This window comes from Pseudazoarcus sp. NS20 (assembly GCF_059703745.1).
In genome coordinates, this window is the sequence record NZ_BAAKIY010000002.1 from 145,672 (window position 1) to 172,221 (window position 26,550).

Annotated in this window: 30 protein-coding genes; 11 read left to right on the forward strand and 19 right to left on the reverse strand. The window is 64.0% G+C overall.

Annotated elements, in window-relative coordinates; genetic code table 11:
• Positions 1 to 14 precede the first annotated feature (14 nt).
• From AC6H0W_RS06380 to AC6H0W_RS06410, 7 genes are all read right to left on the reverse strand, one after another.
• Positions 15 to 431 (reverse strand): gamma-glutamylcyclotransferase family protein, encoded by a 417-nt coding sequence (locus tag AC6H0W_RS06380; RefSeq protein ID WP_497576322.1) that lies wholly within the window; start codon positions 429 to 431, stop codon positions 15 to 17.
• A gap of 5 nt (positions 432 to 436) precedes the next feature.
• Entirely contained in the window at positions 437 to 1,501 is a 1,065-nt protein-coding gene (fba, locus tag AC6H0W_RS06385; protein WP_497576323.1) for a class II fructose-bisphosphate aldolase, read from the reverse strand.
• A gap of 104 nt (positions 1,502 to 1,605) precedes the next feature.
• Complete coding sequence (locus tag AC6H0W_RS06390) at positions 1,606 to 2,793, reverse strand: phosphoglycerate kinase (protein ID WP_497576324.1); 1,188 nt, start codon at positions 2,791 to 2,793, stop codon at positions 1,606 to 1,608.
• Between the two features lie 87 nt (positions 2,794 to 2,880).
• Complete coding sequence (gene gap / locus AC6H0W_RS06395; protein WP_497576325.1) at positions 2,881 to 3,897, reverse strand: type I glyceraldehyde-3-phosphate dehydrogenase; 1,017 nt, start codon at positions 3,895 to 3,897, stop codon at positions 2,881 to 2,883.
• 59 nt (positions 3,898 to 3,956) lie between these two features.
• Positions 3,957 to 5,975 carry a transketolase gene (gene tkt, locus AC6H0W_RS06400; RefSeq protein ID WP_497576326.1) on the reverse strand — a complete coding sequence of 673 codons (2,019 nt, stop codon included), beginning with the start codon at positions 5,973 to 5,975 and terminating at the stop codon, positions 3,957 to 3,959.
• Between the two features lie 125 nt (positions 5,976 to 6,100).
• The gene (locus tag AC6H0W_RS06405) at positions 6,101 to 6,976 is read right to left on the reverse strand and encodes a phosphoribulokinase (protein WP_497576327.1); all 876 of its coding nucleotides are present in this window, start codon (positions 6,974 to 6,976) and stop codon (positions 6,101 to 6,103) included.
• A 30-nt stretch (positions 6,977 to 7,006) separates the two neighbouring features.
• Positions 7,007 to 7,819: an inositol monophosphatase family protein gene (locus tag AC6H0W_RS06410; protein WP_497576328.1), complete on the reverse strand. Its 813-nt coding sequence runs from the start codon at positions 7,817 to 7,819 to the stop codon at positions 7,007 to 7,009.
• A gap of 147 nt (positions 7,820 to 7,966) precedes the next feature.
• Here AC6H0W_RS06410 and AC6H0W_RS06415 point away from each other — a divergent pair, with 147 nt between their 5' ends.
• The 4 genes from AC6H0W_RS06415 to AC6H0W_RS06430 all read left to right on the forward strand — a co-directional run bounded on the left by AC6H0W_RS06415 (position 7,967) and on the right by AC6H0W_RS06430 (position 12,074).
• Complete coding sequence (locus AC6H0W_RS06415) at positions 7,967 to 8,692, forward strand: 16S rRNA (uracil(1498)-N(3))-methyltransferase (RefSeq protein ID WP_497576329.1); 726 nt, start codon at positions 7,967 to 7,969, stop codon at positions 8,690 to 8,692.
• 13 nt (positions 8,693 to 8,705) lie between these two features.
• Entirely contained in the window at positions 8,706 to 10,187 is a 1,482-nt protein-coding gene (pap, locus tag AC6H0W_RS06420) for a polyphosphate:AMP phosphotransferase (protein WP_497576330.1), read from the forward strand.
• Between the two features lie 170 nt (positions 10,188 to 10,357).
• Positions 10,358 to 11,719: an amino-acid N-acetyltransferase gene (gene argA, locus AC6H0W_RS06425; RefSeq protein ID WP_497576331.1), complete on the forward strand. Its 1,362-nt coding sequence runs from the start codon at positions 10,358 to 10,360 to the stop codon at positions 11,717 to 11,719.
• Positions 11,720 to 11,801: 82 nt separating this feature from the next.
• Positions 11,802 to 12,074, forward strand: a complete 273-nt coding sequence (locus AC6H0W_RS06430) for an oxidative damage protection protein (protein ID WP_497576332.1) — start codon at positions 11,802 to 11,804, stop codon at positions 12,072 to 12,074.
• Between the two features lie 68 nt (positions 12,075 to 12,142).
• Here the strand turns inward: AC6H0W_RS06430 and phoU are convergent, their stop codons facing one another.
• The 3 genes from phoU to moeA form a co-directional block, all read right to left on the reverse strand.
• Positions 12,143 to 12,847: a phosphate signaling complex protein PhoU gene (phoU, locus tag AC6H0W_RS06435; RefSeq protein ID WP_497576333.1), complete on the reverse strand. Its 705-nt coding sequence runs from the start codon at positions 12,845 to 12,847 to the stop codon at positions 12,143 to 12,145.
• A 65-nt stretch (positions 12,848 to 12,912) separates the two neighbouring features.
• Positions 12,913 to 13,581: a ribose-5-phosphate isomerase RpiA gene (gene rpiA, locus AC6H0W_RS06440; protein WP_497576334.1), complete on the reverse strand. Its 669-nt coding sequence runs from the start codon at positions 13,579 to 13,581 to the stop codon at positions 12,913 to 12,915.
• A 19-nt stretch (positions 13,582 to 13,600) separates the two neighbouring features.
• Complete coding sequence (moeA, locus tag AC6H0W_RS06445) at positions 13,601 to 14,833, reverse strand: molybdopterin molybdotransferase MoeA (protein WP_497576335.1); 1,233 nt, start codon at positions 14,831 to 14,833, stop codon at positions 13,601 to 13,603.
• 98 nt (positions 14,834 to 14,931) lie between these two features.
• Between moeA and AC6H0W_RS06450 the strand changes: the two genes are divergently transcribed.
• On the forward strand, positions 14,932 to 15,759 hold the full coding sequence (locus tag AC6H0W_RS06450; RefSeq protein WP_497576336.1) for a ferritin-like domain-containing protein: 828 nt from the start codon (positions 14,932 to 14,934) through the stop codon (positions 15,757 to 15,759).
• 66 nt (positions 15,760 to 15,825) lie between these two features.
• Here AC6H0W_RS06450 and AC6H0W_RS06455 read toward each other — a convergent pair whose 3' ends face one another.
• Positions 15,826 to 16,452, reverse strand: coding sequence for a c-type cytochrome (locus AC6H0W_RS06455; RefSeq protein ID WP_497576337.1), 627 nt, complete (start codon positions 16,450 to 16,452; stop codon positions 15,826 to 15,828).
• Positions 16,453 to 16,573: 121 nt separating this feature from the next.
• Between AC6H0W_RS06455 and yihA the strand changes: the two genes are divergently transcribed.
• Positions 16,574 to 17,218: a ribosome biogenesis GTP-binding protein YihA/YsxC gene (gene yihA / locus AC6H0W_RS06460; RefSeq protein ID WP_497576338.1), complete on the forward strand. Its 645-nt coding sequence runs from the start codon at positions 16,574 to 16,576 to the stop codon at positions 17,216 to 17,218.
• Positions 17,219 to 17,367: 149 nt separating this feature from the next.
• Positions 17,368 to 18,384, forward strand: coding sequence for a porphobilinogen synthase (hemB, locus tag AC6H0W_RS06465; RefSeq protein WP_497576339.1), 1,017 nt, complete (start codon positions 17,368 to 17,370; stop codon positions 18,382 to 18,384).
• Between the two features lie 6 nt (positions 18,385 to 18,390).
• Here hemB and AC6H0W_RS06470 read toward each other — a convergent pair whose 3' ends face one another.
• Both AC6H0W_RS06470 and bioB read right to left on the reverse strand, forming a co-directional pair.
• Positions 18,391 to 19,035 carry a pyrimidine 5'-nucleotidase gene (locus AC6H0W_RS06470; protein ID WP_497576340.1) on the reverse strand — a complete coding sequence of 215 codons (645 nt, stop codon included), beginning with the start codon at positions 19,033 to 19,035 and terminating at the stop codon, positions 18,391 to 18,393.
• 91 nt (positions 19,036 to 19,126) lie between these two features.
• The gene (bioB, locus tag AC6H0W_RS06475) at positions 19,127 to 20,119 is read right to left on the reverse strand and encodes a biotin synthase BioB (RefSeq protein WP_497576341.1); all 993 of its coding nucleotides are present in this window, start codon (positions 20,117 to 20,119) and stop codon (positions 19,127 to 19,129) included.
• Between the two features lie 57 nt (positions 20,120 to 20,176).
• Here bioB and AC6H0W_RS06480 point away from each other — a divergent pair, with 57 nt between their 5' ends.
• A complete protein-coding gene (locus AC6H0W_RS06480; protein WP_497576342.1) occupies positions 20,177 to 20,881 on the forward strand; it encodes a ComF family protein in 705 nt (234 codons plus the stop codon).
• Positions 20,882 to 20,926: 45 nt separating this feature from the next.
• Positions 20,927 to 21,391: a tRNA (cytidine(34)-2'-O)-methyltransferase gene (locus tag AC6H0W_RS06485; protein WP_497576343.1), complete on the forward strand. Its 465-nt coding sequence runs from the start codon at positions 20,927 to 20,929 to the stop codon at positions 21,389 to 21,391.
• 11 nt (positions 21,392 to 21,402) lie between these two features.
• Here AC6H0W_RS06485 and AC6H0W_RS06490 read toward each other — a convergent pair whose 3' ends face one another.
• The 6 genes from AC6H0W_RS06490 to AC6H0W_RS06515 are packed head-to-tail and all read right to left on the reverse strand — an operon-like array spanning position 21,403 to position 24,391.
• Positions 21,403 to 22,395, reverse strand: a complete 993-nt coding sequence (locus tag AC6H0W_RS06490; RefSeq protein WP_497576344.1) for an NAD(P)H-dependent glycerol-3-phosphate dehydrogenase — start codon at positions 22,393 to 22,395, stop codon at positions 21,403 to 21,405.
• A gap of 4 nt (positions 22,396 to 22,399) precedes the next feature.
• Positions 22,400 to 22,846, reverse strand: coding sequence for an SH3 domain-containing protein (locus AC6H0W_RS06495; protein WP_497576345.1), 447 nt, complete (start codon positions 22,844 to 22,846; stop codon positions 22,400 to 22,402).
• A 2-nt stretch (positions 22,847 to 22,848) separates the two neighbouring features.
• The gene (secB, locus tag AC6H0W_RS06500; protein ID WP_497576346.1) at positions 22,849 to 23,307 is read right to left on the reverse strand and encodes a protein-export chaperone SecB; all 459 of its coding nucleotides are present in this window, start codon (positions 23,305 to 23,307) and stop codon (positions 22,849 to 22,851) included.
• 27 nt (positions 23,308 to 23,334) lie between these two features.
• Positions 23,335 to 23,604, reverse strand: coding sequence for a glutaredoxin 3 (grxC, locus tag AC6H0W_RS06505; RefSeq protein WP_497576347.1), 270 nt, complete (start codon positions 23,602 to 23,604; stop codon positions 23,335 to 23,337).
• Complete coding sequence (locus AC6H0W_RS06510; RefSeq protein ID WP_497576348.1) at positions 23,601 to 24,041, reverse strand: rhodanese-like domain-containing protein; 441 nt, start codon at positions 24,039 to 24,041, stop codon at positions 23,601 to 23,603. The genes grxC and AC6H0W_RS06510 overlap by 4 nt, the downstream gene beginning before the upstream one ends.
• Before the next feature lie 26 nt (positions 24,042 to 24,067).
• Complete coding sequence (locus AC6H0W_RS06515; protein WP_497576349.1) at positions 24,068 to 24,391, reverse strand: ArsR/SmtB family transcription factor; 324 nt, start codon at positions 24,389 to 24,391, stop codon at positions 24,068 to 24,070.
• Between the two features lie 119 nt (positions 24,392 to 24,510).
• On the opposite strand from AC6H0W_RS06515, the gene gpmA reads away from it, so the two are divergent.
• The gene (gene gpmA, locus AC6H0W_RS06520; RefSeq protein ID WP_497576350.1) at positions 24,511 to 25,260 is read left to right on the forward strand and encodes a 2,3-diphosphoglycerate-dependent phosphoglycerate mutase; all 750 of its coding nucleotides are present in this window, start codon (positions 24,511 to 24,513) and stop codon (positions 25,258 to 25,260) included.
• Between the two features lie 30 nt (positions 25,261 to 25,290).
• The gene (locus tag AC6H0W_RS06525; RefSeq protein ID WP_497576351.1) at positions 25,291 to 26,520 is read left to right on the forward strand and encodes a murein hydrolase activator EnvC family protein; all 1,230 of its coding nucleotides are present in this window, start codon (positions 25,291 to 25,293) and stop codon (positions 26,518 to 26,520) included.
• The last annotated feature ends 30 nt before the right edge of the window (positions 26,521 to 26,550 follow it).

The following is a 26,550-nucleotide window of genomic DNA, read 5'->3' on the forward strand; positions in this document are numbered from 1 at the left end:
GGCGAACGGCCGGTTCAGATCCGACCGAATCCGAGATAGCGTCCCTCGAAGCAGGCTCGGCCGCGTTCGAGGAAAGCGGTGTAATTCCAGTCGCCGGGCTGCAGCAAATGAAGCTGCTCGTCGGCGAAGACGTAGGTTTGGGCGTTCAGCCGGCGCCCGTCGTCAAGGGAGATTGCGACGCTTTGGCGCACGTATTGGCTACCCTCGAAGGCATCCAGCCGGGCGAGTTGTGCCGCGCTGGCGTCGTGATACAGAACGCCCTCGACGCTAGCTCCCGGCGCACGACGGATGCCGGGGTACTCCTCTCCGGCCACCGGATGACGGCTGAATCCGTCCAGGCGTGCGGTGCTGGCGGCCGGGAGGCCGCCGCACGCCGCGCGCATGATGTCCGCACACATCAACGTCCCATAGGTGAAGACGTGTACAGTCATGCGGCTTACTTGACGACTTGGGCCAGTTCGCCGGCCTTGTAGCGCGCTGCGATCTTGTCGAGCGGCACCGGCTTGATGCGCGAGGCCATGCCGGCGCTGCCGAAGGCTTCGAAACGTGCCTTGCAGACGAACTTGGCGGCTTCGCGAGCCGGCTTGTTGAATTCGCGCGGGTCGAACTTCGACGGGTTTTCGAACAGGAACTTGCGAATCGCTGCCGTCATGGCCAGACGGATGTCGGTGTCGATGTTGATCTTGCGCACGCCGAACTTGATGGCGGTCTGGATCTCTTCCACCGGTACGCCGTAGGTCTCTTTCATGTCACCACCGTACTGGCGGATGATTTCGAGCAATTCCTGAGGCACGCTCGAGGAGCCGTGCATCACCAGGTGGGTGTTGGGGATGCGCGCGTGGATTTCCTTGATGCGCTGGATCGACAGGATGTCGCCGGTGGGCTTGCGCGTGAACTTGTAGGCGCCATGGCTGGTGCCGATGGCAATCGCCAGCGCGTCGCAATCGGTCTGCTTGACGAAGTCGGCAGCCTGCTCAGGGTCGGTCAGCAGGGCGCTGTGGTCGAGCTTGCCTTCGGCGCCGATGCCGTCTTCCTCGCCGGCCATGCCGGTTTCGAGCGAGCCGAGGCAGCCCAGTTCGGCTTCCACGGTGACGCCGATGGCGTGCGAGAACTTCACCACTTCGCGCGACACGGCGACGTTGTATTCGTAGTCGGACGGGGTCTTGCCGTCTTCGAGCAGCGAGCCGTCCATCATCACGCTGGTGAAGCCGGAGCGGATCGCTGCCATGCACACTGCCGGGCTCTGGCCGTGGTCCTGGTGCATGACGATGGGGATGTTCGGGTAGGTTTCGACGGCGGCGTCGATGAGGTGGCGCAGGAAGGCTTCGCCGGCGTATTTACGGGCGCCGGCCGAGGCCTGCATGATCACCGGGCTGTCGCACTCGGCGGCGGCTTCCATGATGGCCTGGACCTGTTCCAGGTTGTTCACGTTGAAGGCGGGCAGGGCGTAGCCGTGTTCGGCGGCGTGGTCGAGCAACTGGCGCATCGAGACGAGGGACATGGTGCTTCTCCTTTGGGCGGCGCCTTGAGGCGCACGCGAATTCGATATTCGACGGAAATTCTAAAGCGAGGTCGCCATCACTGACAGTGACCTCACAGGATGTTTCATTGTGCCGCGTAGCGCTCTTCCAGCGCCGCGATGGCCGGCAGGGTCTTGCCTTCGAGGAATTCCAGGAAGGCGCCGCCGCCGGTCGAGATGTAGCCGATGTCGTTGGCAATGCCGAACTTGGCGATGGCCGCCAGCGTGTCGCCACCGCCGGCAATGGTGAAGGCTTCGGAGTGCGCGATGGCCGAGGCCATCATCTTGGTGCCGCCGGCAAACTGGTTGTACTCGAACACCCCAACCGGCCCATTCCACACGATGGTGCCGGCGTGGGCGATGATGTCCGACAGGCGTGCCGCAGTTTTCGGGCCGACATCGAGAATGCGGTCATGCGGGCCGACGTCGCACACGGGGATGCGGTTGGCGCGCGCCAGCATCGAGACTTCGTCGGCCACCACCACGTCCACCGGCAGCGGCACTTCGGCGCCGCGCGCTTTCATCATGTCCATGATGCCTTGTGCTTCCTTGACCAGTTCGGGTTCGGCCAGCGATTCGCCGATGCGTTTGCCCGAGGCCAGCAGGAAGGTATTGGCGATGCCGCCGCCGACGATCAGTTGATCGACCTTGGACGCCAGCGTTTTCAGGATGGTCAGCTTGGTCGACACCTTGGCGCCGCCCACGATGGCGACCATCGGGCGTTTGGGGTTGTCGGTGGCGCGGGTGAGGGCATCGATCTCGGCAGCCATCAGCAGGCCGGCACAGGCGGTCGGTGCAAAGCGTGCGATGCCGTGCGTGGTGGCTTCGGCGCGGTGTGCGGTGCCGAAGGCATCATTCACGTAGACGTCGCACAGCGCGGCCATTTTCCTGGCCAGCGTATCGTCGTTCTTCTTCTCGCCGACGTTGCAGCGGCAGTTCTCCAGCAGCACGACTTCGCCGGGTTGCACGCTGAAGCCGCCTTCGATCCAGTCGGTGATGAGCTTCACCGGCTTGCCCAGCAATTGGCCGAGGCGCACGGCCACGGGCATCAGCGTGTCGTCGGCGCGCACTTCGCCTTCGCTCGGACGGCCGAGGTGTGAGGTCACCATCACGGCGGCGCCGTGGTCGAGACAGTGCTGGATCGACGGGATGGAAGCCCGGATGCGCGTGTCTTCGACGATGTTGCCTGCTTCGTCCTGCGGCACGTTGAGGTCGGCGCGGATGAAGACGCGCTTGCCGGAAAGATCGAAATCGCTGAGCTGGTTAACCTTCATGAACGGAGTCCGGATGGGCCGCGGGGCGGCGGAAAAACGAGGGGCGGATGTACGCATGCCCGCCGAAGCGGGCATGCAGCGAGACGATTACTTGGCGTTAGCCAGCACGCGGGCGGCGTCGAGCATGCGGCAGGAATACCCCCACTCGTTGTCGTACCACGCCAGCACCTTGACCAGATTGCCGCCCATCACGCGCGTCTGCGTGGTGTCGAACACCGACGAGTGCGAGTCATGGTTGAAGTCGGACGACACCAGCTGGTCTTCGTTGCAGGCCAGCACGCCTTTGAGCGCGCCGCGCGAAGCCTGCTTCATGAGCTCGTTGATCTCTTCCGCCGAGGTTTCGCGGCTGGCGGTGAAGGTGAGGTCGACCAGCGACACGTTCATGGTCGGGACGCGCAACGAGAAGCCGTCGAACTTGCCCTTCAACGAAGGCAGCACCAGACCGACGGCCTTGGCGGCACCGGTCTTGGTCGGAATGATGTTGTGCGCGGCGGCGCGCGCGCGGCGCAGATCCTTGTGACGCACATCCACCAGCACCTGATCGTTGGTGTAGGAGTGGATGGTGGTCATCAGGCCTTTTTCGATGCCGATGTTGTCTTCCAGTACCTTGGCCACCGGAGCCAGGCAGTTGGTGGTGCACGAGGCGTTCGACACCACTGTCATGGCCGCCGTGACGACGTCGTGGTTCACGCCATACACGATGGTGGCGTCGACATCGTCACCGCCCGGGGCGGAGATCAGCACCTTCTTGGCGCCTTGTTCGAGCAGCACCTGGGCCTTGGCCTTGCTGGTGTAGGCGCCGGTGCATTCGAGCAGCACGTCGACACCCAGCGCGCCCCAATTCACGCCGCGCGGGTCTTTGGTCGAGAAAAAGGGGATGCGGTCGCCGTCGACGATCAGGGTGTTTTCGCCGTCCGTCTCGACCGAGAAGCCGAAGCGACCGTGGGTGGTGTCGTACTTGGTGAGGTGGGCGTTGGTGGCGATGTCGCCCGAAGCGTTGATCGCGACGATCTCGAACTGGTCGCGCAGGCCCAGTTCGTACAGCGCACGCAGCGTGCAACGGCCGATGCGGCCGTAGCCATTGATCGCGATTTTGATGCTCATCCGTTTTCTCCTTGGTGGAACGATATCCGGCCGGCGCTCAGGCCGGCCGGAGACTGCAATCAGGCGACGCAGGTCTGCACGGCAGAGACAACCGCGTCGCTGGTGATGCCGAAATACTTGAACAGCTCGCCTGCCGGCGCCGACTCGCCGAAGCGGTCGAGGCCGATCACTGCACCTTCCAGGCCCACATACTTGCGCCAGCCGTCGGTGACACCGGCCTCTACCGCCACGCGCGGCACGCCGGCCGGCAGCACGGCGGTTTTCCAGGCATCGTCCTGGCGGTCGAAGACGTTGGTCGACGGCATCGATACCACACGCACCGGAATGCCGGCGTCGGCGAGCTTCTGCTGCGCTTCGATGGCCAGGCCGACTTCCGAGCCGGTGGCGATGATCACCGCCTTTGGTGCGCCGCCTGCGGCTTCGGACAGCACGTAGCCACCGCGACGGATGTCGGCGATCTGTTGCGTGTTGCGTTGCTGGAAGGGCAGGTTCTGGCGCGAGAACAGCAGCGACGACGGGCCGTCGGTGCGTTCGATGGCGTGCGCCCAGGCCACGGCCGACTCGGTGGTGTCGCACGGGCGCCAGACGTCCATGTTGGGGATCAGGCGCAGCGTGGCGGTCTGCTCGACCGGTTGGTGCGTCGGGCCGTCTTCGCCCAGGCCGATGGAATCGTGCGTGAACACGAACAGCTGACGAATCTTCATCAGCGCAGCCATGCGCAACGCGTTGCGCGCGTACTCGCTGAACATCAGGAAGGTGGCGGTGTAGGGGATCAGGCCGCCGTGCAGGCTGATGCCGTTGGCGATTGCGGCCATGCCGAACTCGCGCACACCGTAATAGATGTAGTTGCCGCCGCCGTCTTTGGTGACACCTTTGGCGCCGGACCACAGCGTGAGGTTGGAGCCGGCCAGATCGGCCGAGCCGCCCAGCAGTTCCGGCAGCTTGGGGGCAAAGGCTTCGATGCTGTTCTGGCTGGCCTTGCGCGTGGCGATGGTCTCGCCCTTGTCGGTGATCTGCTTCAGCGCGGCGTCGACGTGGGCATTCCAATCGGCCGGCAGCGTGCCTGCCATGCGGCGCTCGAATTCGGCCGCCAGCTGCGGATGCTCGGCACGATAGGCCTCGAACTGAGCATTCCACTGCGCTTCACGCGCAGCGCCGGCAGCGCGGGCATCCCACGCGGCATAGACATCCACCGGAATTTCGAACGGCGGGTGATTCCAGCCGATGAATTCGCGAGTGGCATTGATTTCAGCGTCGCCCAGCGGGGCACCGTGCACGTCGTGGCCGCCTTGCTTGTTCGGCGCGCCGGCGCCGATCACCGTCTTGCAGCAGATCAGCGTGGGCTGCGTGGTATTGGCCAGCGCGGCTTGCACGGCGGCCTCGATGGCGTCGGAATCATGGCCTTGTACGTCGCGGATGACCTGCCAGCCGTAGGCCTCGAAGCGTTTCGGCGTGTCGTCGGTGAACCAACCCTTGACGTCACCGTCGATGGAAATCGCGTTGTCGTCGTAGAAGGCGACCAGCTTGCCCAGGCCCAGCGTGCCGGCCAGCGAGCAGGCCTCATGCGAGATGCCTTCCATCAGGCAGCCGTCACCCAGGAACACGAAGGTGCGGTGGTCGACCACGTCGTGGCCGGGGCGGTTGAATTCGGCCGCCAGTACCTTTTCGGCGATTGCCATACCGACGGCGTTGGTGATGCCTTGGCCGAGCGGGCCAGTGGTGGTCTCGACGCCCGGCGCGTAGCCGTATTCAGGGTGGCCCGGGGTCTTGCTGTGCAACTGGCGGAAGTTTTTCAGCTCTTCGATCGGCAGGTCGTAGCCGGTGAGGTGCAGCAGCGCGTACAGCAACATCGAGCCATGGCCATTGGACAGCACGAAACGGTCACGATCGGCCCACTTCGGGTTGGCCGGGTTGTGGCGCATGTGGCGGCGCCACACGACTTCGGCGATTTCAGCCATGCCCATCGGGGCGCCGGGGTGGCCGGACTTGGCTTTCTGGACTGCGTCCATCGCGAGTGCACGCACCGCTCCGGTTACCGGGTTGAACTTGGGCGGGGTGACGTTGCGGGTCTGGGTCATGGCGCTTGGGGTATGCGTCTGATGGAAAAGGCGGAATTATCGCTGAAATTGCTGCTCTGCGGTAGGCCGCCGCCCTGCGGAAAACCACAGGATGACCCGAAAATAGGCACTGCGTTAAGAGGGGCTTACATCGCCTTGCGCTTTTTCTCCATGAGTTTCCAGATCAACGGAGTGAGGATCAGTTGCATCGCCAGGTCGAGTTTGCCGCCCTCGATCACGATGGTATTGGCGCGCGACATGAACGAGCCGGCGATCATGTTCAGCAGGTAGGGAAAGTCGGTTCCGCGCGGGTTGGAGAAGCGGATCACAACCATTGATTCGGCCAGTGATGGCACGTCGCGTGCGATGAAGGGATTCGAGGTGTCGACTACCGGCACGCGCTGGAAGTTGATGTGCGTGCGCGCGAACTGCGGAACGATGTAATGAACATAGTCGTGCATGCGCCGCAGGATGGTGTCTTGCACCGCTTCAGCCGAGTAGCCGCGCACCTGGATATCACGGTGCAGCTTCTGCAGCCATTCGAGGTTGATGGTGGGGGCTACGCCGATCAGCAGGTCGGCGTGTTTGGCAATGTTCACGCTGTCCGACACGAAGCCGCCGTGCAGGCCTTCGTAGAACAGGCAGTCGGTGCCCACCGGCAAGTCGTCCCAGTCGGTGAAGGTGCCCATCGGCAAATCCCACCGCACCGACTGCTCTTCGTTGTGGATGTACACGCGTTTGCGACCCACGCCGGATTCGCCGTAGCCGCGGAACAGCGCTTCGAGCTCTTCGAGCAGGTTGGCTTCCGGGCCGAAGTGGCTGATGCCGCGCTTGCCGTTGGCCTCGGCTTCTTCGATCTGGTGCTTCATCTCCTCGCGCGTGTAGCGGTGAAAGCTGTCGCCCTCGACGATGGCGGCATTCACGCTCTCACGATGGAAGATGCGCTCGAAGGTGTCCTTGACGGTGGTGGTGCCGGCGCCAGAGGAGCCGGTGACGGCGATGATGGGGTGCTTCGCGGACATGGAGGTTCCGAGGGGTTCGAGGTGAGGGAATCAGCCGGAGTGCGAGGCGATCCAGCCGCGCCACTGCGAGAACAGCTCCGGGCTGGCGGCCGCGATCACACCGCGTTTGATGTCGGGGGCAGCCATCAGTGGCTGGCCATCGAGTGCCATGCCGACCCCGCCGGCCTCCGACAGGATCAGGCTACCGGCGGCGTAATCCCACAGCATCTGGCCGCCGTGCAGGTACACATCGAGCCGCCCGGCGGCCGTGAAACACCATTCCAACGCGCTCGAACCGAAGTTGCGCTGCGAATAGAACGGCGGGCTGCGCGACAGCTCGTTGCCCAGCACTGGCCCGACCCGCTTGAAATCGACCCCGGCGACGGCTTCATTCAAGCCCCCGGCCGGTTTGCGCAGCGGCAACCGCGTGCCGTTGAGCCACGCCCCGGAGCCTTTGGCAGCGTAGAAGGATTCATCCGTGACCGGGTTGTACACCACGCCGAAGCGCGGCTCGTGATCCACCAGATAGGCAATCGACACTGCGAAGAACGGAATGCCGTTGAGGAAGTTGGTGGTGCCGTCGATGGGGTCGATGCACCACAGCCCTTTGCGGCCTTCGTTCCACAAGGCTTGTTGCTGGTCGAGTGGCATTTCTTCGCCGAGCACCGGGCCGGACAGCAGCGCCGGCAATTCGCGTTCGAAATGATGCTGGGATTCGAGGTCGGCCTCGCTGAACAGCGTGCCGTCGGATTTGCAGTTGCGTGCAGCGCGCAGGTAGCGCGGCAGGATGACTTCGCGCGCAACATCGCGGACCAGGGATTCCAGCGCGCGAGCGCGAGCCAGACGGTGCGAAGCAGTAGGCATTCGAGGCGACCCCGCTGGGTGGCGACAGACCGCCGTATAGTAGCAGCACGCGCGAGGGCGCACGCGCCGGCCCCGGCGATTGTTCGTTGCGGTTGGCGCCTGTGCGCCGCAGAATCGGTGCCCGCTTTTCTTGAGGTTGCTGTCACGATGGTCTCCCGCTTCTTCTGCCCTGAACCCCTGCCGCCCGAAGGCAACTTTGCGTTGCCCGAGCCCGTCGTGCATCACGCCGTGCGTGTGTTGCGCATGCAGGCCGGTGAGCACATCGTGCTGTTCGATGGCCGCGGAGGTGAGGTCGATGCCGTGCTGGAAGGGCAGGGCAAGCGCTGGTCGGCACGGCTGGTCGAACGCCGCGCGGTGGAGTGTGAGTCGCCGTTGCAGATCGTGTTGGTGCAGGCCTTGGCCAGTGCCGACAAGATGGACTGGGTGGTGCAGAAAGCGGTGGAACTGGGCGTTGCGACGGTGGTGCCGGTGCGCGCCTCGCGCAGTGTCCTGAAGCTTGCCGGCGAGCGCGCGCACAAGCGTGTTGCGCACTGGCGTGACGTGGCCGTGTCGGCCTGCGAACAGAGCGGCCGTAACCGGGTGCCCGAGGTGGCGGACATCGTCGACCTGCGCGATTACCTGGTGCAGCGGCGAGACGGCGTGCAGCGGCTTGTTCTCGACCCCGTGGGCGGGCAGCGTCTGGCCGAGTTGGGGCGGCCGCAAGGCGCTTGCCACCTGCTCATCGGGCCCGAAGGCGGCTGGAGCGACGACGAGCTTGAAGCCTGTCGTGCGGCTGGCTGCGGTGGCGTCACCTTGGGGCCGCGCGTGTTGCGCACCGAGACGGCGGGGCTTGCCGCGGTGGCCGCCATGCAGGCGCTGTGGGGTGATTTCTGAAGCGAGGGGCGTGATGTTCGAATCAGCCGAAATCGGGCACAAGGTCAGCAAGAAGGAGTTCGACGAGGGGCAGGAAACCCTGCGTACCGCGTTGCTCGACGTGCAGTTCGAGTTGCTCGATTCGAAAGCGTTTTCGGTCGTGGTGCTGGTGGATGGTGTCGAAGGTGCTGGCAAGGGTGACACCGTCAATCTGCTCAACAAATGGCTTGACCCGCGCCACATCGAAGTGCGCGCTTTCGACCGTCTCTCCAGCGACGAGGCCGAGCGCCCGTTCATGTGGCGTTTCTGGCGCGTGCTGCCGCCGCGCGGCAAGTGGTGCGTGGTGTTCGGCGATTGGTATGGCTCGGCCTTGAGCGCGCGCGTGGCGAAAAAGCTCGACAAGGCTGCCTTCGAGCGCCGCCTGGAAGACATCAACCACTTTGAGGCGATGCTGGCTCGCGAGAACGTGTTGGTGGTGAAGCTGTGGTTCCACCTGTCCAAGGCCGCACAGAGGCGTCGCTTCGAGAAGCTCGCGTCAGACGAGACGACGCGTTGGCGCGTGACCGAGCAGGATTGGGCCGCGCACGAGCGTTACGATCGCACGCGCGAACTCGCAGAGCAGATGTTGCACGCCACCGATACGCCGGCAGCCCCATGGACGGTGGTGGACAGTGAGAACCCGCATTACCGCGCGTTGTTTGTCGGCCGCACATTGCTCGATGCCATCACGCAGCGCATGGCACACACGAGCACCCATGAGGCACCTCCGTCCGCTCATTCGAGCGTGCCGGACCTGTCCGACCGCCGCACGCGTTTTCATGCACTCAAGCTTGCGCAAAAGTGTTCGCGCAAGGAGTACGACGAGCAACTCGAAGTGCTGCAGGGGCGTTTGAACCTTCTCACGCGCGACGCCGCCTTCCGCAAGCGTTCGCTGGTGCTGGTGTTCGAAGGCATGGATGCGGCTGGCAAGGGTGGGGCGATCCGCCGCGTTACTTCGGCGCTGGACGCCCGCCATTACCGCGTCATCCCGATTGCCGCGCCCACCGACGAAGAAGCCGCACGGCCGTATCTGTGGCGCTTCTGGCGCCACGCCCCCCGGCTGGGCAAGACGGTGATCTTCGATCGGTCGTGGTACGGCCGCGTGCTGGTCGAGCGGGTAGAGGGTTTTGCCGCTGAAGCCGACTGGATGCGCGCCTACGGCGAGATCAACGATTTCGAGAGCACGCTGGCCGATGCCCGCGCGGTGGTCGTGAAGTTCTGGTTGGCCATCAGCCGCGATGAGCAGTTGAAACGCTTTCGAAAACGTGAGGCTGAGCCGCACAAGCGCTTCAAGATCACCCCCGACGACTGGCGCAACCGTGACAACTGGGCCGCATACGAGGCGGCGGTGTGCGACATGTTCGAGCGCACCGGGGCGTCGCACCCATGGACCATCGTCGAGGCCGACAACAAGCGCTTTGCCCGCATCAAGATACTGCGCACGATCTGCGAGCGGCTGGAGCAGGCCTTGGCGTGACGAAGTTTGGCGTGGTTGCCGTCATGTCTTGCGTCCCGATGCACACAGCGAATCGCGATGCTTGCATCGGGCGCGATGTCCGCGTGGCATTCCGCCTGGGGCTCGACGCGACCTACGAGGGAAGAGCATTCCGCTAGAATCGATGCATTCCGATGCATAGGTGAGCGCCCGTGAGCCGCGATTCCCAGAATTCCGAAGCCCGCATCCTGGCTGCCGACGAGACGGCAGCGCAATTCGTTGCGTGGGTGCGCGGTGCCGCGCCGTATGTGCACGCCTTCCGCAACAAGACCTTCGTCATTGCCTTCGGCGGCGAAGTGATGGCCGATCACGAGCGCGCCCAGCGCTTCGCGTACGACTGCAACTTGCTGTCGGCACTGGGTGTGCGGCTGGTGCTGGTGCATGGCGCGCGACCGCAGATCGATGCCGAGATGGCGCGGCGTGGCCTGGAGCCGCAGTTTCACAACGGCTTGCGGGTCACCGATGCGCCCGCCCTCGAATGCGTGAAGGTGGCCATGGCCGTGACGCGCTTCGAGGTCGAGGCCTTGCTGTCGCAGGGGCTGCCGAACACGCCGATGGCCGGCAGCTACATCCGCGTGACCGGTGGCAACTTCATCACCGCCCGGCCGGTGGGGGTGCTTGATGGTGTCGATTACCAATTCACCGGCGCCGTGCGCAAGATTCTCGATGAGGAGATCAAGGGCGACCTCGACCAGCAGAACGTGGTGCTGATCACCCCGCTGGGCGTGTCACCGGCGGGCGAGATCTTCAACCTCAGCATGGAAGACGTGGCCGAGGCCGTGGCGGTGACGCTCAAGGCCGAAAAGCTGGTCTATCTGTGCGATGCCCCCGGCCTGCTTGACGAAGAAGGGAACCTGATCGAATCGGTCACGGCGGACGAAGCCCAGCGCGCGTTCGATGCCAACGAAGGCCTCACCGAAGACCTGCATTACTACCTGCCGGGCGCGGTGCGCGCCGTGCGCAAGGGTGTGGGCCGCGTGCACCTCATCGACCACGACAAGGATGGCGGCTTGCTGCTGGAGTTTTTCACCCACGCCGGTGTGGGTACGGTGGTCACGCGCGACCCGCTGTTCCGCATGCGCGAAGCCACGGTGGACGACATTGGCGCGCTGGTTTCGCTGATCCAGCCGCTGGAGGCGGATGGCTCGCTGGTGCGGCGCGGGCGCGAGTTGCTCGAGCAGGAGATTGAGCGCTTTACGCTGGTCGAGCACGATGGCGTGCTGGTGGGCTGTGCAGCGCTGTATCCGTTTGGTGATGAAGGCTCTGCCGAATTGGCATGTCTCGCGGTGGCACATGAGTATCGACGTGCCGGCCTTGGCGAGCAGATGCTCAAACGGCTTGAGAAGCGCGCCCGCGCGATGGGGCTGGAGCGCCTGTTCATTCTCACGACCCGCACGGCGCACTGGTTCCGCGAGCGTGGCTTCGTCGAGACCGGGCCGGAGGCGCTGCCCAAGAAGAAGCTCGAGCTGTACAACTACCAGCGTCGCTCCAAGGTCTTCGTGAAGCCGCTGTAGTTGCGCGGCTTGCTTGCTTCACGGTGGCAAGCTCCTGTGGCTGTTAAAATGTCCCTCACCATCGATTCGCAAGAGGTACCTCATGACCCGTATGGTCAATTGCATCAAACTCGGCCGCGAGGCTGAAGGTCTGGACCGGCCGCCGGTGCCGGGCGAGCTCGGCAAGCGCATTTACGAAGGCGTCTCTAAAGAGGCTTGGCAGCAGTGGGTGAAGTACCAGACCATGCTGATCAACGAAAACCGACTGAACCTCATGGACGCCAAGGCGCGCAAGTATCTGGCCGAGCAGATGGAGCGCCACTTCTTCGGCGGTGGTGCCGATCAGGTTCAGGGTTTCGTCCCGCCGTCCGCCTGATTCACTCGGCGACAGAATGAAAAAAGGCAGCGGCTCCGGCCGCTGCCTTTTTGTTTGTTCGGCCTGAATCAGTTGGCGGGGCGCACGACCTGTTCCATGGCCTCCGGCGAGGTGTGACGCACGTCGCGGCCGCGCGCCATGAACACCACGTATTCGGCGACGTTGGTGGCGTGGTCGCCCACGCGCTCGATGGCTTTGGCGATGGTCAGCATGTCGAGCGAGCGCACCACCAACTCCGGCGCCTTCATCATGCCGTTGGCGAGGTCGCCCATGATGCCCTTGATGACCGCATCCACATCCTTGTCTTCGCGCGCCAGTTGCGGCGCGGCCGAAATGTCGCCACGTACGTAGGCGTCGAGCGCGCGTTCGAGCATGGCTACGGCGTGTTCCGAGACGGTCAGCAGGTTGACCGAGGGCACGGTGTCGCGGTCGGCACTGACGATCTGGCGGGCCGCCTTGGCGATCTTCTTGGCCTCGTCGCCGACGCGTTCGAGGTCGGTGATCATCTGCATGGTGGTCGTCAGCATGCGCAGGTCGGCTGCGGCCGGGGCGTGCTTGACGATGATCAGCACGCACAGCTCGTCGAGGTCGACCTCTTCGCGATTGATGCGCTTGTCGCGCAGGATGACCTGTTCGATCAGGGCCGTATCGGATTCGCCCAGGCCGCGAATTGCATCACGTACCTGCCGGCAGACCTCCTGGCCCATCAGCACGACACGCTGGCGCAGTTCGTCGAGGTCGCGGTCGAAGGGGGCGAAGGTGTGCTTGTTCATGTGTTCGTGGACTCCAGTGTGAGTCCGCGCAGACTAGCACCGCGATGTGACGGTTTTGTTGCAGTTCACGCAGCCGTGCGAACAAGGCTCTTGACCCCCGACGGTGTGGCCAGCAGCAATTCGTCAGCACCCCGGCGCGCGAACAATCCGTTGGTGACCACGCCGGCGATGTGGTCGAGTTCGCTTTCGAAGGTCACCGGGTTGGAAATGCGCAGACCATGCACGTCGAGAATGATGTTGCCGTTGTCGGTGACGAAGCCGCTGCGCTCGACTACCTGACCGCCCAGCATGATGAGCTGGCGGGCCACGTGGGCACGCGCCATTGGCACCACTTCAATCGGCAGCGGAAAGCGGCCGAGGCATTCGACATGCTTGGTTTCGTCGCAGATGCAAATGAAACGCTGCGCGACGGCTGCGACGATCTTCTCTCGCGTGAGCGCGCCGCCGCCGCCCTTGATCATGGCAAATCCGTGGTCGATCTCGTCCGCGCCATCCACGTACACCGGCACATCGCTGACTTCGTTCAAATCGAAAACCTTGATGCCGGCAGCTTTCAGACGCTGCGTGCTGGCCTCCGAGCTGGAGACGGCGCCGGCGATCTGGCCGCTCATGGCCGCCAGGCCGTCGATGAAATGGTTGACCGTCGAGCCGGTGCCGACGCCGACGATGGTGCCGTGCGGAATACGGTCGAGTGCGGCCAGCGCGGCAGCCTTCTTGAGTGCGTCCTGATTCATGCGTGAATTTCCGTGGTGTTCAGATGAGGCCGTCGAACGGCTGGACGATGACGCGATTGCCGGCGCTTACATCGCCACATTCTTCCGGCAGCACGATGAAGCAGTTCGCCTCGGACATCGATTTGAGAACGCCGGAGCCCTGGCTGCCGGCGATGTGAACCTGCGGGCCGTCGGGCGTCCAAGTAAAGCGGCCGCGCACGAATTCGCGGCGCCCCGGGCGCTTGTTGATGGCGTCGGTGCAGGTGGCTTCAAACAGCGCCGGTTCGGGCAGCGGCGAGACGCCGGACAGCGTCAGCAGTGCATCGCGCACGAATTGATAGAACGTCACGAGCACGGCCACCGGATTGCCGGGCAGGCCGAACATCCAGGCGCCGTCGACGCGGCCGAAGGCCATCGGCCGACCGGGCTTGATGGCCAGTTGCCAGAACGACACCTCGCCGAGGCGGCCGAGCATCTCGCGCGTGTAATCGGCTTCGCCCACCGATACGCCGCCGCTGGTGAGGATCACGTCGGCGCTGGCGGCCGCGCTGCGGAAGGCCTCTTCGATGGCGGCCGGTTCGTCGCGGATCACGCCCATGTCGATCAATTCGCACCCGAGCCGCGTGAGTGCTCCGAACAGGGTGTAGCGATTGCTGTCGTAGATTTCGCCGGGGGACAGCGGCTTGCCGATCGAGGCAAGCTCGTCGCCGGTCGAAAAGAAGGCCACGCGCAGGCGGCGGCGGACAGCGACTTCGGCGATGCCGAGCGACGCGATCAAGCCGATTTCGGCCGGGCCGCACAGCGTGCCGGCGGGCAGGGCGATGCCGCCCAGCTCGAGATCTTCACCGGCGCGACGCAGGTTTTGCCCTTTGCGCACCTTGTTCGGAATGTACACGGTCTGGTCATCGCTGCGCGTCGCTTCCTGCGGCACGATGGTGTCGGCGCCCTGCGGTATGGGGGCGCCGGTCATGATGCGTATGGCCTGACCTGCGCCGATCTGCCCGCTGAAAGGGCGGCCCGCGAACGCGCTGCCGACCACCTTCAATGGTGTCTCGGCTTCGCCCGAGAGGTCAGCGAAGCGCAGGGCGTAGCCGTCCATGGCGGAGTTGTCGTGAGCCGGCACGTTGTACGGGGCGATCACGTCTTCGGCTAGCGCGCGCCCCAGCGCGGCACGCACGGCAACGCGCTCCCAACCATCCACGGCCTTCAGTGGCCCGAGGATGGCGTTGCGGGCGTCGACGACGGAGAGCATGTTCTTGGGTTGCGGATTCATGAATTCTCTTTGCTGCAGGCTGACCCGACGCATTATCCCTGATCCCATGCTTCGCTGCAGCAAACGAGGTGGGCAGGCGCGCTGATAGAATTGAGCCCATGACCGAATCCCTGCATCTGGCCGCCGCCGAAGCACTGGCGATCCGCGACCCGGCGGAGAAGTGCGCACGCACGGCGGCCTTGCGCGCCGGGCGTGCTGAGGGGCGACTCGTCACCTTGCCGGGCGGTAATGATCCGGAGCCGCTCCTCGAGCCCGGACGACCCGCGCGGCCGGCACTGGTGGCGCCGGACCGGCTCAAACCGCGCAAGCCGGTCACGCCGGAGGGGCATGCGTCGCTGATTCACGCCATCGCGCACATCGAATTCAACGCCATCAATCTGGCGCTCGACTGTATCGCGCGTTACCGCGCCTTCCCCGATGAATTCCACGACGGCTGGTTGCAGGTGGCGGCTGAAGAGGCTGAGCACTTCGCGATGCTGCGTGCCCGCCTGAACGAGCTGGGCCATGATTACGGTGATTTCCCGGCCCATAACGGTCTGTGGGAGATGGCCTGCCGCACGGCACACGATCCGCTCGCGCGCATGGCGCTGGTGCCGCGGGTGCTTGAAGCGCGCGGGCTTGATGCAACGCCGGTGATCATGGAAAAGCTGCGCGGTATTGGCGATGCCGCGACCTTGGCGATTCTGGAGATCATCCTGCGCGATGAAGTGGGCCACGTGGCTTTGGGCGACCGCTGGTTTCGCCTGTTGTGTGAGGAGCGCGGGCTGGAGCCCGAGGCGACGTACCTCGCGCTGATGGATGATTTCGCCGTGCCGTATCCGCCGCCTCCACTGCACGAGGCGGCGCGGCTGCAGGCCGGCTTTTCGCCTGCCGAGATAGCGCGCCTGCGCGCCGGCCGGAGGCCGAGGCCCGGGCAAGGTGTGTGAGTGCGTTCTGCACGGTTAACGAAAAATGGCGGCCGAGGCCGCCATTCTTTTCATTGCTGCCAGGTATCAGCGCAGGCCGGCAGCGTAGTCGGCGACGGCTTGCATTTCCTTGTCGGTCATCTTCAGCGCGATGTCACGCATCATCTCGGCCGGGTCGTTGGCGCGATTGCCGTCACGGAAGGCCTTGAGCTGATTGAAGGTGTATTGCGCGAACTGACCGGCAAGGCGAGGGTACTGCGCAGGCATGCCAGCGCCGGTCGGGCCGTGACAGGCGGCACAGGCCGGGACGCCTTTCGAGGCGATGCCCGAGCGCCAGATCTTGCGGCCGTCTTCAATCGTTTCAGCGTTCTGGGCGGCTTCCGGTTGCAGCGTCTGCTGGGCAAAGTAATGACCCAGAGCGCGTTTGTCGTCGTCTGAAAGCGGGGCAACCATTGAGCTCATGATGGCGTTGTTGCGTGCCGGAGGGGCGCCGTCGATGGAGGCAAAGTTACGCAACTGCTTGTACGTGTACTCGGGGATCTGGCCAGCGAGTTTGGGGTTGTCCGCGATCACGCTGTTGCCGTCAATCGCGTGACAGCCGGCACAGATGGATTCGGCAAGCTGCTTGGCGCGGTCGAGATCCGGAGCCTGATCCTGTGCTTGGAGCCCGCCGGCAACCAGGAGCAGCGAAAGCAGAAGGGAACGCTTGATCATGAGGGTCCTCTGAAAGCTGTGAGCGGATACACAAACGCGGTATTCTATATGAACTCGCCGTGTATGCGCGAAGCCCCGAATTATTCCACCTCAGCCGGGCCTTGCGCGGCGACCCTTCCAGATGCCCATATTCCGTAACGCCCGCTTCGAAATTTCCATTGCCAAGACGTCCGGCCTTCCGCCACCGAACGGGGCAGAGATCGCCTTTGCCGGTCGCTCGAATGCCGGAAAGTCCAGCGCAATCAACACCTTGGCTGGGCATGTGCGCTTGGCTTATGTCTCGAAGACGCCGGGCCGCACGCAACTGATCAACTTCTTCCGCCTGAACTCCGGTGCCGTGCTGGTCGATCTGCCAGGCTACGGTTACGCCAAGGTTCCGCCCGAGATACGCAAGCAGTGGCAAGGGCTGCTGGAACGTTACCTGAGCAAGCGAGAGAACCTCATCGGGCTGGTGCTGATCATGGATTCGCGCCATCCGCTCACGCCGCTGGATCAGCAGATGCTCGGCTGGTTCGTGCCGAGCGGGCGTCCGGTGCACATCCTGCTGACCAAATCCGACAAGCTTTCGAAGAACCAGGCTGCGGCTGCGCTGGCACTGGTGCGCCGCGAGCTGAGTCATCTGGCCGGGCAAGTCAGCGTGCAACTGTTCTCCAGCTTGCACAAGACGGGTGTTGATGAGGTCGAGCACGTAGTGGCCGGCTGGCTGGGGCTGCCGCAGGACGAATCAGGCGCTGAAAAAGAAAAGCCCCGGGCAGAGAAAGCCTAGCCCGGGGTGAACGCCTTCGTTGAAGGCTCCCGCTCAGGGAGGGAAGCGGGGGACGTCAAATGCGCATCCGGTTCTCAGAGTGTTTTACGCGCCATGGGTTCCCTGGGCGTTGGTTTTTATGCAGTTGATTGCTTTAAAAGGAGTTCCCCATGAAGTCAGGTCCCGCTTTCCCGGCCAGTCGTATGCGTCGCATGCGTCGCGATGATTTTTCGCGCCGCCTGATGAGCGAGCATCGCCTGTCGAGCGACGACCTGATTTACCCGGTGTTCGTGCTCGATGGCGAAGGCCGTGTCGAAGCCGTCCCCTCCATGCCCGGCGTCGAGCGTATGAGCATTGATTGCCTGCTCAAGGTGGCGGGAGACGCCGTGGAGCTGGGCGTGCCGGCCATTGCGCTGTTCCCGGTCATTGATGCTGCCGGCAAGACGCCTGACGCAGAAGAGGCGTGGAACCCCGAAGGCCTCGTGCCGCGCACCGTGCGTGCGCTCAAGGCCGCATACCCCGATCTGGGGGTCATCACCGACGTGGCACTCGATCCCTACACCAGCCATGGGCAGGATGGCCTGATCGACCCGGCCGATCCGCGCGGCTACGTCATGAACGACGAAACGCTCGAAGCGTTGGCCAAACAGGCGTTGTGCCACGCTCGCGCGGGTGCCGACGTGGTGGCGCCGTCCGACATGATGGACGGCCGCGTGGCGCGTATCCGCTCGGCGCTGGATGCCGAACGCTTCATCCACACCCGCATCCTCGCCTATTCGGCCAAGTACGCATCGAGCTTCTATGGCCCCTTCCGCGACGCCGTCGGCTCCGCCGGCAACCTCGGCAAAGGCGACAAACGCACCTACCAGATGGACCCGGCCAACGCCGACGAAGCCTTGCGCGAGGTTGCGCTCGACATTGCCGAGGGCGCCGACATGTTCATGGTCAAACCCGGCATGCCGTATCTGGACATCGTCCATCGCGTGAAGTACGAGTTGAAGGTGCCGACCTACGTCTATCAGGTCAGCGGCGAATACGCGATGCTCAAAGCAGCCGTCGCCAACGGTTGGCTCAACGAGCGTGCCTGCGTGCTGGAGGCCTTGCTGTCGTTCAAGCGCGCCGGCGCCGACGGCATCCTGACCTATTTCGCCCTGGATGCCGCGCGCTGGTTGCGTGGCGAGGCTTGAGGGCGCTCAGGCCGTTATCAGTTTCCCGTAGGCCCGGCGCAATTCAAGCACCGAGGCAATCTTCATGTCGGCGTAGGCGGGCTGCTTCAGCCCGCGGCTGACCAGCACCGTCTTCATGCCCAGCCGTTTGGCCGTGCGCAGGTTGGCGGGCGAATCTTCCACGAGAATGCAGCGTTCCGGCCGCAGGCGGTATTCCCGCAGCAGGTGGCGGAAGGCGCGCACGTTCGGTTTGGGTTCGAAGCGCATGTGCTCGACGGCGAAGACGTCGTCGAAACACCGCCGGATGCCCATCGCCGTGACGATGGTCTCGACATACTCACGCGGACCATTCGAAAACACGATCTTGCGGCCGGGGAGGCGTTTGAGCATGGCGGCGAGGGCACGGTCGAACACCATCATGTCGTGCAGGCGCTCGAAGCGATGGGTTTCGCGCAGGAAGTGGTGCGGATTGGTGCCGTGATGACGAACGACGCCGGCAAGAGTGGCGCCGTAGCGTTGCCAGTAGGCCAGGCGCAGAGTGTTGGCTTCGTCTTCCGGTAGGCCCAGGTGTTCGGCCAGATAAGCAGTCATGCTGCGGTTGATGTGCGGGAAGATGTGCGCGCTGGCGTTATGCAGCGTGTTGTCGAGGTCGAACAGCCAGACCGCCTGCATGCCGTTCAACCCTCTCCGGCCGTCGCGGGCGCAGCGAGCCCGTTCCGGCTGGGTCGCTGCGTCCGCGATGAGGTATGGCGGGGGAGGTCTGTCACACCGCCTGCAGGCCGAGACGCTCGAAGAGTTGCTCGTCGTGATTGGCTTCGGGGTTGTCGGTGGTGAGCAGGCGGTCGCCGTAGAAGATCGAATTCGCGCCGGCCATGAAGCTCAGTGCCTGCATCTCGTCGCTCATCTGCTGGCGGCCTGCCGACAGGCGCACCACGCTTTTCGGCATGGTGATGCGCGCCACGGCGATGGTGCGGATGAACTCGAAGGGGTCGATGTCTTCGGCGCCGGCCAGCGGCGTGCCGGGAATCGGCACGAGGTTGTTGATGGGCACGGAGTCCGGCGCCGGATTCATGTTGGCGAGCTGCGCAATCATGCTGGCGCGGCCACGGCGGCCTTCACCCATGCCGACGATGCCGCCGCAGCACACGTGGATGCCGGCATCGCGCACTTTGTCGAGCGTATCCATGCGGTCGTTCATCGAGTGTGTGCTGATGACGTTGCCGTAGAACTCGGGCGCGGTGTCGATGTTGTGGTTGTAGTAGTCGAGACCGGCGTCGGCGAGTTTCTCGGCTTGGCCGTCACGCAGCATGCCCAACGTGACGCAGGTCTCCAGGCCGAGCTTTTTCACTTCACGCACCATGTCGAGCACCGGCTCGAGGTCACGGTCTTTCGGTCCGCGCCACGCTGCGCCCATGCAGAAGCGGGATGCGCCCTTGGCTTTGGCGGCGCGGGCGTGCTCGAGCACTTCGTCGAGCGGCATCAGGCTCTCCTTCTCAAGGCCGGTGTCGTAGCGCGAGGATTGCGAGCAGTAGCCGCAGTCTTCCGAGCAGCCGCCGGTCTTGATCGACAGCAAGGTCGAGCGTTGCACGGTGTTGGCGGGGAAGTTCTCGCGGTGTATGCGCTGTGCCTCGAACACCAGGTCAAGGAAGGGGCGCTTGAACAGCGCGGCGACCTCTGCGGTGCTCCAGCGGCGGGCGGATGCCGCTTGGGTTGCGGAGGGGTTTGCGCTAGTCTGCTCTGCCAATCCCGTTGTCATGTACGTTTCCTTTGCCAATTCTGCGCGAGTCGCGCATGTTCTGTTCAGGGGGTGAGCTTGTCAAACCTGTCGCGAATCCTGTCCGTGCTGGCCGAGGTGGTCCTGCCGCAACAGTGCGAGGTGTGTGGTGCTCACTCCGGTAATGAGGCCGTGTGCGTCGATTGCGCTGCTGGCCTGCAGCGCGCGGCCGTGCCGGCGTGTGCCGTGTGTGCCTTGCCTCTGCCGTACAGCGGCGTTTGCGGGCGCTGCCTCAAGCGCCCGCCGGCATTCGATGCCAGCCGTGCCGCTCTGGCCTACACCTTTCCGGTCGATCAACTCGTGCAGGCGTTGAAGTACCGCCACCGGTTGGGGCTTGCGGGGTATTTTAGCGGTCTTCTGGCAGAGACTGGTCGGTCGCTTGAGGTCGAATGTGTCGTGGCTTTGCCGATGCATGCACGGGGGCTGCGCGAACGCGGCTTCAATCAGGCGATCGAGCTCGCCCGGCCGCTGGCACGCGCGTGGGGCTTGCCCTTGCTGCAGGACGCCGTGAGGCGTGTGCGGGATGGCGTGCCGCAGGCCTCGCTCAACGGCACGGCGCGGCGGCGCAATGTGCGCGGCGCGTTCTCGGCCGACTCGGCGCAGCTGGCGGGCAAGTCGGTGCTGGTGGTGGATGACGTGATGACCACTGGCGCCACCCTCGAAGCATTTGCGCGAGAACTCAAGCGGGCAGGGGCCGTTCGCGTGGAAAATGTCGTGGTTGCGCGGACCTTCTCCGCGCGTTGAGTGGCGTGCCCACGCGCCTGAAATGTTTTCGCGAGAGATGCGTAGATGTTTGATGTGGTGTTGTATCAGCCGGAGATTCCACCCAATACCGGCAACGTGATTCGTCTGGCGGCGAACACCGGAATCCGTCTTCATCTGGTCGAGCCGTTGGGCTTCGATCTGTCCGACAAGCAGCTCGCCCGTGCGGGGCTGGATTACCACGATCTGGCGCGCATGACCGTGCATGCGGATTGGGATAGTTGCCGTGCAGTGCTGGCCGGGCGGCGCATGTTCGCCTTCAGCGTGCGTGGCACGCGCAGCTATGCCGACGTCGCCTTCCGGCCGGATGACGTGTTCGTGTTCGGGCCGGAGACGCGCGGATTGCCGCAGGAACTGCTCGATGGTCTGGGGGCGGACGCCGTGCTGCGTTTGCCGATGATGCCGTCCAACCGCAGCATGAATCTGGCCAATACTACAGCGGTGGTGGTATTCGAGGCGTGGCGCCAGCAGGGGTTTGCCGGCGCCGTTTGAGGCCGTGCTGCTCAGTCGTGCTCGTGTTTGGGTTCGCGCGACAGCAGGCTCTCGACCGCTTCGCGCGGGCCGATGTGTTCGGTGTGAAGCAGGGCGTTGATGGCCTCGGTGATCGGCATTTCGATGCCGAGGCGTTGAGCCAGACTGACGGCTGATCGCGCTGTGGGGACGCCCTCGGCCACGTGGCCGAGATTCTTGAGGATGTCCGCAAGGGTTTCGCCCCGTGCCAGCGCCAGGCCCACTCGGCGGTTGCGCGACAGGTCGCCGGTGCAGGTGAGGATCAGGTCGCCCATGCCGGCAAGGCCAGTGAGGGTTTCAGAGCGGGCGCCGAGTGCAACGCCAAGGCGGGTGATTTCGGCGAGGCCGCGCGTGATCAGCGCGGCGCGCGCATTGAGGCCGAAGCCCATGCCGTCGGACACGCCCGCGGCGATGGCGATGACGTTCTTCAAGCCGCCGCCGATCTCGGCGCCGACCAGATCGTTGCCGGCATAAATGCGAAAACGGGGCTGATGCAGTGCATGCACCCAGTGTTCGGCAAACCCGAAGTCGGCCGATGCCAGCGTGACGGCGGTGGGCATGCCGGCGCCGACCTCAGCTGCAAAGCTCGGGCCGGTGAGTACGCCGCACGGTGCATTCGAGCCGATTTCTTCGAAGACGATTTCGTGCGGCATGCGCGCCGTATCGGCTTCGAGGCCCTTGCAGGCCCAGATCATCGGCGTGGTTTGCTGGCGTCCGTAGAGCGCCCGGGCAGTGCTGCGCAAGCCGGCCAGCGGGGTGGCGATGAGGTGAAGGTCTGCGCCGTCGGCGGCTTCGTCGAAGTCGGGTGTGACGTGCAGACGTTCCGGGAAATCGACGCCGGGCAGATAGCCCTCGTTGCGGCGCGTTTGTGCCATCAAGGCGATTTGGTCGGTTTCGCGCGACCACATAACCACGTCGTGCTCTCGGGCGAACGCTACGGCCAGCGCCGTGCCCCATGAACCTGCGCCGAACACCCCGATACGCATCCGGTCACAGCCCCCAGACTTCGTTGACGCGCAGGTAGCCGGTTGCGCCGCTGCGGTGGCGTACCTGAGCCCAGCCGTTGCTCGGGGTGCCGACGAGATCCAGCACGACATTGCGTGCAGCCTCGAAGCTGATGCCGGCAGAGGTGTCAGGCGCTTGATGCGCGATCGCTTTTTGAGCGGTGACCATTACAGTGCGCTCGTTGCGCAGCGCGCTGCGCTGAATCCAGTTGATGGAACCGCTCGGGTCTCGCACCTTTACCCACTGATCAAGCTCGACGACCACTTCGACCGGGGTGCCCGGCGAGATGACGAAGAGCTTGCGACCTTGGGTGGAGGGCGTCTCGTACAACAGCGAGGGCTCGGCAATCGAGCCGAACTGCATTGCCTGGGCGCCAGCCGCAGACAGTGCCAGCGCGCTTGCGAGGACAATACTGCGGGCGTGGCGTCTCATGATCATTGGTCCTGTTCGTCGGCGGCGGCAGCGCGCTTCTCTTGCTGCGCCTGATAAAGCGCCTCGAAATTGACCGGCTGCAGCAGCACCGGCTGGAAGCCGGCGCGAGTCAGCGTGTCGGACACGGTTTCGCGCGCATAGGGGAAGAGGATGTTGGCGCAGCCAATCATCATCACCGGCTCCAGTTCGGATTCGGGGATGTTGCGCAGCTGGAAGATGCCAGCCTGGGCTACTTCCACCAGGAATACCGTGCGCCCGTCGGGCAGGCCGGCCGACACATTTACCACCAGCGTGACTTCGTAGATGCCGTTGTCGATGTTCTTGCCGCTGGTGTTGAAGTCGATGCTGAGCTTGGTGTCGTCCAGCTCAAGATAGATCTTCGGGGCGTGCGGAATCTCGAGGGACAGATCCTTGACGTAGATTTTCTCGATGGAGAAGACGGGTTGAGCTTGTTCGGTCATGTTCCTGGTCTTGAAGGAGTGAGTGTTTCAGCCGGCCACGCCAGCCAGCAGAGTGTCGAGACGTCCGGACCGATCAAGGTCGATCAAGTCATCACAGCCACCCACATGGTAATCGCCAATGAAGATCTGCGGAACCGTGCGGCGGCCGGTGATCTTCATCATCTCGTTGCGCAGCGAAGGGTCGAGGTCGACGCGAATCTTCTCGCTGATGATCACGCCCCGGCTGGTGAGCAGCTGCTCTGCGCGAACGCAGTAGGGGCAGACCGCGCTGGTGTACATGCGGACGGGAGGTGTCATGCCTTCTTGCCTTTGGGCTTGCGGCCCGTCGTCAGGGGGTTGCCTGCCTTTTCCCACGCCATCAGGCCGCCCGTGAGACTGAATACGTTGTCGAAGCCGGCCTTCTTCAGTTTGGCTACGGCGCCGCGCGAGCGCGCACCGGTGGCGCAGCACAGAATGATGGGGGCGGGCTTGAGTTTCTCGAGCTCGGGCGCGCGGCGGTCGAGCTCGCCCAGCGGAATATGACGGGCGTTGGGGATGTGGCCTTGGGCGTACTCGCCCTGCTCGCGCACGTCGATGATCGCGGCGTCGTCGCGATTGATCTTGAGCGTTGCTTCAAGCGGCGAGAGGGATGATTTGTTTCCGAAATTGCGGATGGTATCCACGATCAGGAACGTGCCAGCCGCAAGGGCGAGCACCACCCAGTGAATGTTGCGTTGCAGAAAATCGACTTCCAATTGAGAAACTCCGGTGCGGGTAAGGGTCAGTCGTTGCGGTCACTGCAGAACACTTCGCGCATCAGCCCGATGAGTTGCAGCGTGCGCTGATCAACGACGCGGTAATACACACGATTGGCATCCTTGCGGGTTTGCAGTACCCCTTTGTCACGCAGAATGGCCAAATGTTGTGAAATGTTGCTCTGCGACGTACCGACGGCATCCACGATATCCTGCACGCAGGTTTCCCCTTCGCCAAGAACGCAAAGGATCTTCAGGCGCAGCGGATGCGCGATTGCCTTGAGTGCCCGCGCGGCCGTTTCGATGTGCTCGTGCTTGTCGATCAGCTCGAAGATGGAAGGGTTGTTCACGGTTGGCGATGTGTGTCAGCGTCGAGACAGGGAGACTAGTATAAAATACCGCACCGGACTCGGGCAGCTTGTTCATGCCGGAGTAACCGGGATTCCGCAATTCACTGCCCCGAGACTTCATGTACAAGATCGTTCTGCTGCGCCACGGCGAATCTCTCTGGAACAAGGAAAACCGATTCACCGGATGGACGGACGTGGATCTCAGCGACCGGGGCCTCGCAGAGGCTCATTCCGCCGGTCAGTTGCTCCGCAAGGAAGGTTTCTCCTTCGACCGCGCCTATACCTCGGTGCTCAAGCGCGCCATCAAGACCCTCAACGTCGTCCTCGAAGAGCTCGACCAGTTGTGGCTGCCGGTCACGCACTCTTGGCGCCTCAACGAGCGCCACTACGGTGCTTTGCAAGGGCTCAACAAGGCTGAGACCGCCGCGCGCTTCGGAGATGATCAAGTGCTGGTCTGGCGTCGCTCCTACGAAACGTCGCCGCCGCCGCTGGAAGATGGCGACGAACGTCTGACGCGCGACGATCCGCGCTACGCCGAAATGCCGCGGGCCCGCTTCCCGCGCGCCGAATGTCTCAAAGACACCGTCGCGCGCTTCGTGCCGTACTGGGAAACCACCATTGCTCCCGAGATTCTCAGCGGCAAGCGAGTGCTGATCGTTGCGCACGGAAACAGCCTGCGCGCGCTGATCAAGTACCTCGACAGCATCTCCGACAGCGACATCGTCAAACTCAACATCCCCACCGGGCAGCCGCTGGTGTATGAGCTCGACGCCGATTTGCGCCCGTTGCGCAGCTATTACCTCGCGGACGAGGAAACCATTCGCAAGGCCGAGGCTGAGGTCGCGCGTCACGGCGGTCCGCAAGGTTGATGCGTGGTTGTGAAGGCGCGCGGCCTTCTGATGGCGAGTTCCGTCCTGGCCGCATGCCTGACGGTGTTTCCTGCCGCGGCGCAGACCACGGCCGAAGTCGATCAGAAGCGAGCTGAACTCGACGCGCTGCAGCAGCGTATCCGGGCGCTCGAATCCGACATATCGAGCACCCGCAGCTCTCATGGCAAGGAAACGGCCGCAATGGCCGAAGCCGAGCGCGCCGTGTCGCAGGCGCGTCGCAGCCTGAGAGACCTCAATCGTCAGCGCGCGACTGCCGAGCGCGAACTGGCGGCAGCCGAGGCTGGTCAGCGTGAAGTCGAAGCGCGAATCGAGGTGCGTCGCGAAGAGCTGTCGAGTCTGTTGCGCCGGCATTACATGCATGGCCGCAGTGATGTGGCCCCCTTGCTGGCTGGCGGCGACCCAAATCAGATTGCGCGCGATGCCCATTACATGGAGCATTTGGGGCGAGCGCGGTTGGAGTTGATTGACGGGCTGCGGGCTGATCAGCGAGAGCAGGAGCGCCTCGGCGTCGAGGCGGCGGAGCGGCGTGATCGCTTGTTGGCATTGGAAGAAACCCAGAAACGCGAGCAGGCCGAACTCGAAAAGGTGTTGGCACGCCGTGCTTCGATGGTGGCCAAGTTGTCCGGCGAGTTGCGTGGGCAAGAAGGCACGATGTCGTCGCTGCGTGAAGATCAGGAGCAGCTTGGTCGCGTAATCGAGCTCTTGCAGCAACAAGCCGCGCGCCAAGCGGCTGCGGCTGCGGCTGCCAAAGCGAAGGCCGCTGCCACGCCGCGCGCGCCTTCGAGTGCCCCCGGACGGGTTGATACGGGTCCCCTCGCAGAAGCAGCTCGCGGTGGTGCTGCGTTCCGCACCTTGCGCGGGAAGCTGGGCTTTCCGGTCAGTGGCGAACTTGCAGGACGTTTCGGTGCCCAACGCGGCGATGGTGGGACGCGTTGGCGCGGTTTGTTCATCCGCGCCAAGGATGGTGCCGAAGTAAGGGCTGTGGCTGCGGGAGAAGTCGTTTTTTCGGACTGGCTGCGTGGTTATGGCAACATCATCATCGTGGATCACGGCGAGGACTATCTGACAATCTACGCCAATAACGATGCCTTGCTGCGTGTGGCGGGTGATCGGGTGATGGGCGGAGAGTCGATCGCCAACGTCGGTGCGAGCGGAGGGGTGCCCGAATCGGGCTTATACTTCGAACTCAGGCACAAGGGCGAGCCGATTGATCCGCTGGTCTGGATGCGTAGCCGCTGATCTAGTGCAATCTGTATTCATGGAGTCGTC

Excerpts from the sequence above, each read along its gene's own strand:
- AC6H0W_RS06450 (WP_497576336.1), top strand. The coding sequence starts at position 14,932 with ATGACCGAATCCCTGCATCTGGCCGCCGCCGAAGCACTGGCGATCCGC.
- AC6H0W_RS06415 (WP_497576329.1), top strand. The coding sequence starts at position 7,967 with ATGGTCTCCCGCTTCTTCTGCCCTGAACCCCTGCCGCCCGAAGGCAAC.
- gpmA (WP_497576350.1), top strand. The coding sequence starts at position 24,511 with ATGTACAAGATCGTTCTGCTGCGCCACGGCGAATCTCTCTGGAACAAG.
- rpiA (WP_497576334.1), bottom strand. The coding sequence starts at position 13,581 with ATGAATCAGGACGCACTCAAGAAGGCTGCCGCGCTGGCCGCACTCGAC.
- grxC (WP_497576347.1), bottom strand. The coding sequence starts at position 23,604 with ATGACACCTCCCGTCCGCATGTACACCAGCGCGGTCTGCCCCTACTGC.
- AC6H0W_RS06410 (WP_497576328.1), bottom strand. The coding sequence starts at position 7,819 with ATGCCTACTGCTTCGCACCGTCTGGCTCGCGCTCGCGCGCTGGAATCC.
- AC6H0W_RS06470 (WP_497576340.1), bottom strand. The coding sequence starts at position 19,035 with ATGCAGGCGGTCTGGCTGTTCGACCTCGACAACACGCTGCATAACGCC.
- AC6H0W_RS06405 (WP_497576327.1), bottom strand. The coding sequence starts at position 6,976 with ATGTCCGCGAAGCACCCCATCATCGCCGTCACCGGCTCCTCTGGCGCC.
- tkt (WP_497576326.1), bottom strand. The coding sequence starts at position 5,975 with ATGACCCAGACCCGCAACGTCACCCCGCCCAAGTTCAACCCGGTAACC.
- AC6H0W_RS06485 (WP_497576343.1), top strand. The coding sequence starts at position 20,927 with ATGTTTGATGTGGTGTTGTATCAGCCGGAGATTCCACCCAATACCGGC.
- gap (WP_497576325.1), bottom strand. The coding sequence starts at position 3,897 with ATGAGCATCAAAATCGCGATCAATGGCTACGGCCGCATCGGCCGTTGC.
- AC6H0W_RS06380 (WP_497576322.1), bottom strand. The coding sequence starts at position 431 with ATGACTGTACACGTCTTCACCTATGGGACGTTGATGTGTGCGGACATC.
- AC6H0W_RS06525 (WP_497576351.1), top strand. The coding sequence starts at position 25,291 with ATGGCGAGTTCCGTCCTGGCCGCATGCCTGACGGTGTTTCCTGCCGCG.
- yihA (WP_497576338.1), top strand. The coding sequence starts at position 16,574 with ATGCCCATATTCCGTAACGCCCGCTTCGAAATTTCCATTGCCAAGACG.
- moeA (WP_497576335.1), bottom strand. The coding sequence starts at position 14,833 with ATGAATCCGCAACCCAAGAACATGCTCTCCGTCGTCGACGCCCGCAAC.
- secB (WP_497576346.1), bottom strand. The coding sequence starts at position 23,307 with ATGACCGAACAAGCTCAACCCGTCTTCTCCATCGAGAAAATCTACGTC.
- phoU (WP_497576333.1), bottom strand. The coding sequence starts at position 12,847 with ATGAACAAGCACACCTTCGCCCCCTTCGACCGCGACCTCGACGAACTG.
- hemB (WP_497576339.1), top strand. The coding sequence starts at position 17,368 with ATGAAGTCAGGTCCCGCTTTCCCGGCCAGTCGTATGCGTCGCATGCGT.
- AC6H0W_RS06430 (WP_497576332.1), top strand. The coding sequence starts at position 11,802 with ATGACCCGTATGGTCAATTGCATCAAACTCGGCCGCGAGGCTGAAGGT.
- pap (WP_497576330.1), top strand. The coding sequence starts at position 8,706 with ATGTTCGAATCAGCCGAAATCGGGCACAAGGTCAGCAAGAAGGAGTTC.
- bioB (WP_497576341.1), bottom strand. The coding sequence starts at position 20,119 with ATGACAACGGGATTGGCAGAGCAGACTAGCGCAAACCCCTCCGCAACC.
- AC6H0W_RS06390 (WP_497576324.1), bottom strand. The coding sequence starts at position 2,793 with ATGAAGGTTAACCAGCTCAGCGATTTCGATCTTTCCGGCAAGCGCGTC.
- AC6H0W_RS06455 (WP_497576337.1), bottom strand. The coding sequence starts at position 16,452 with ATGATCAAGCGTTCCCTTCTGCTTTCGCTGCTCCTGGTTGCCGGCGGG.
- fba (WP_497576323.1), bottom strand. The coding sequence starts at position 1,501 with ATGTCCCTCGTCTCGATGCGCCAGTTGCTCGACCACGCCGCCGAACAC.
- AC6H0W_RS06495 (WP_497576345.1), bottom strand. The coding sequence starts at position 22,846 with ATGAGACGCCACGCCCGCAGTATTGTCCTCGCAAGCGCGCTGGCACTG.
- AC6H0W_RS06490 (WP_497576344.1), bottom strand. The coding sequence starts at position 22,395 with ATGCGTATCGGGGTGTTCGGCGCAGGTTCATGGGGCACGGCGCTGGCC.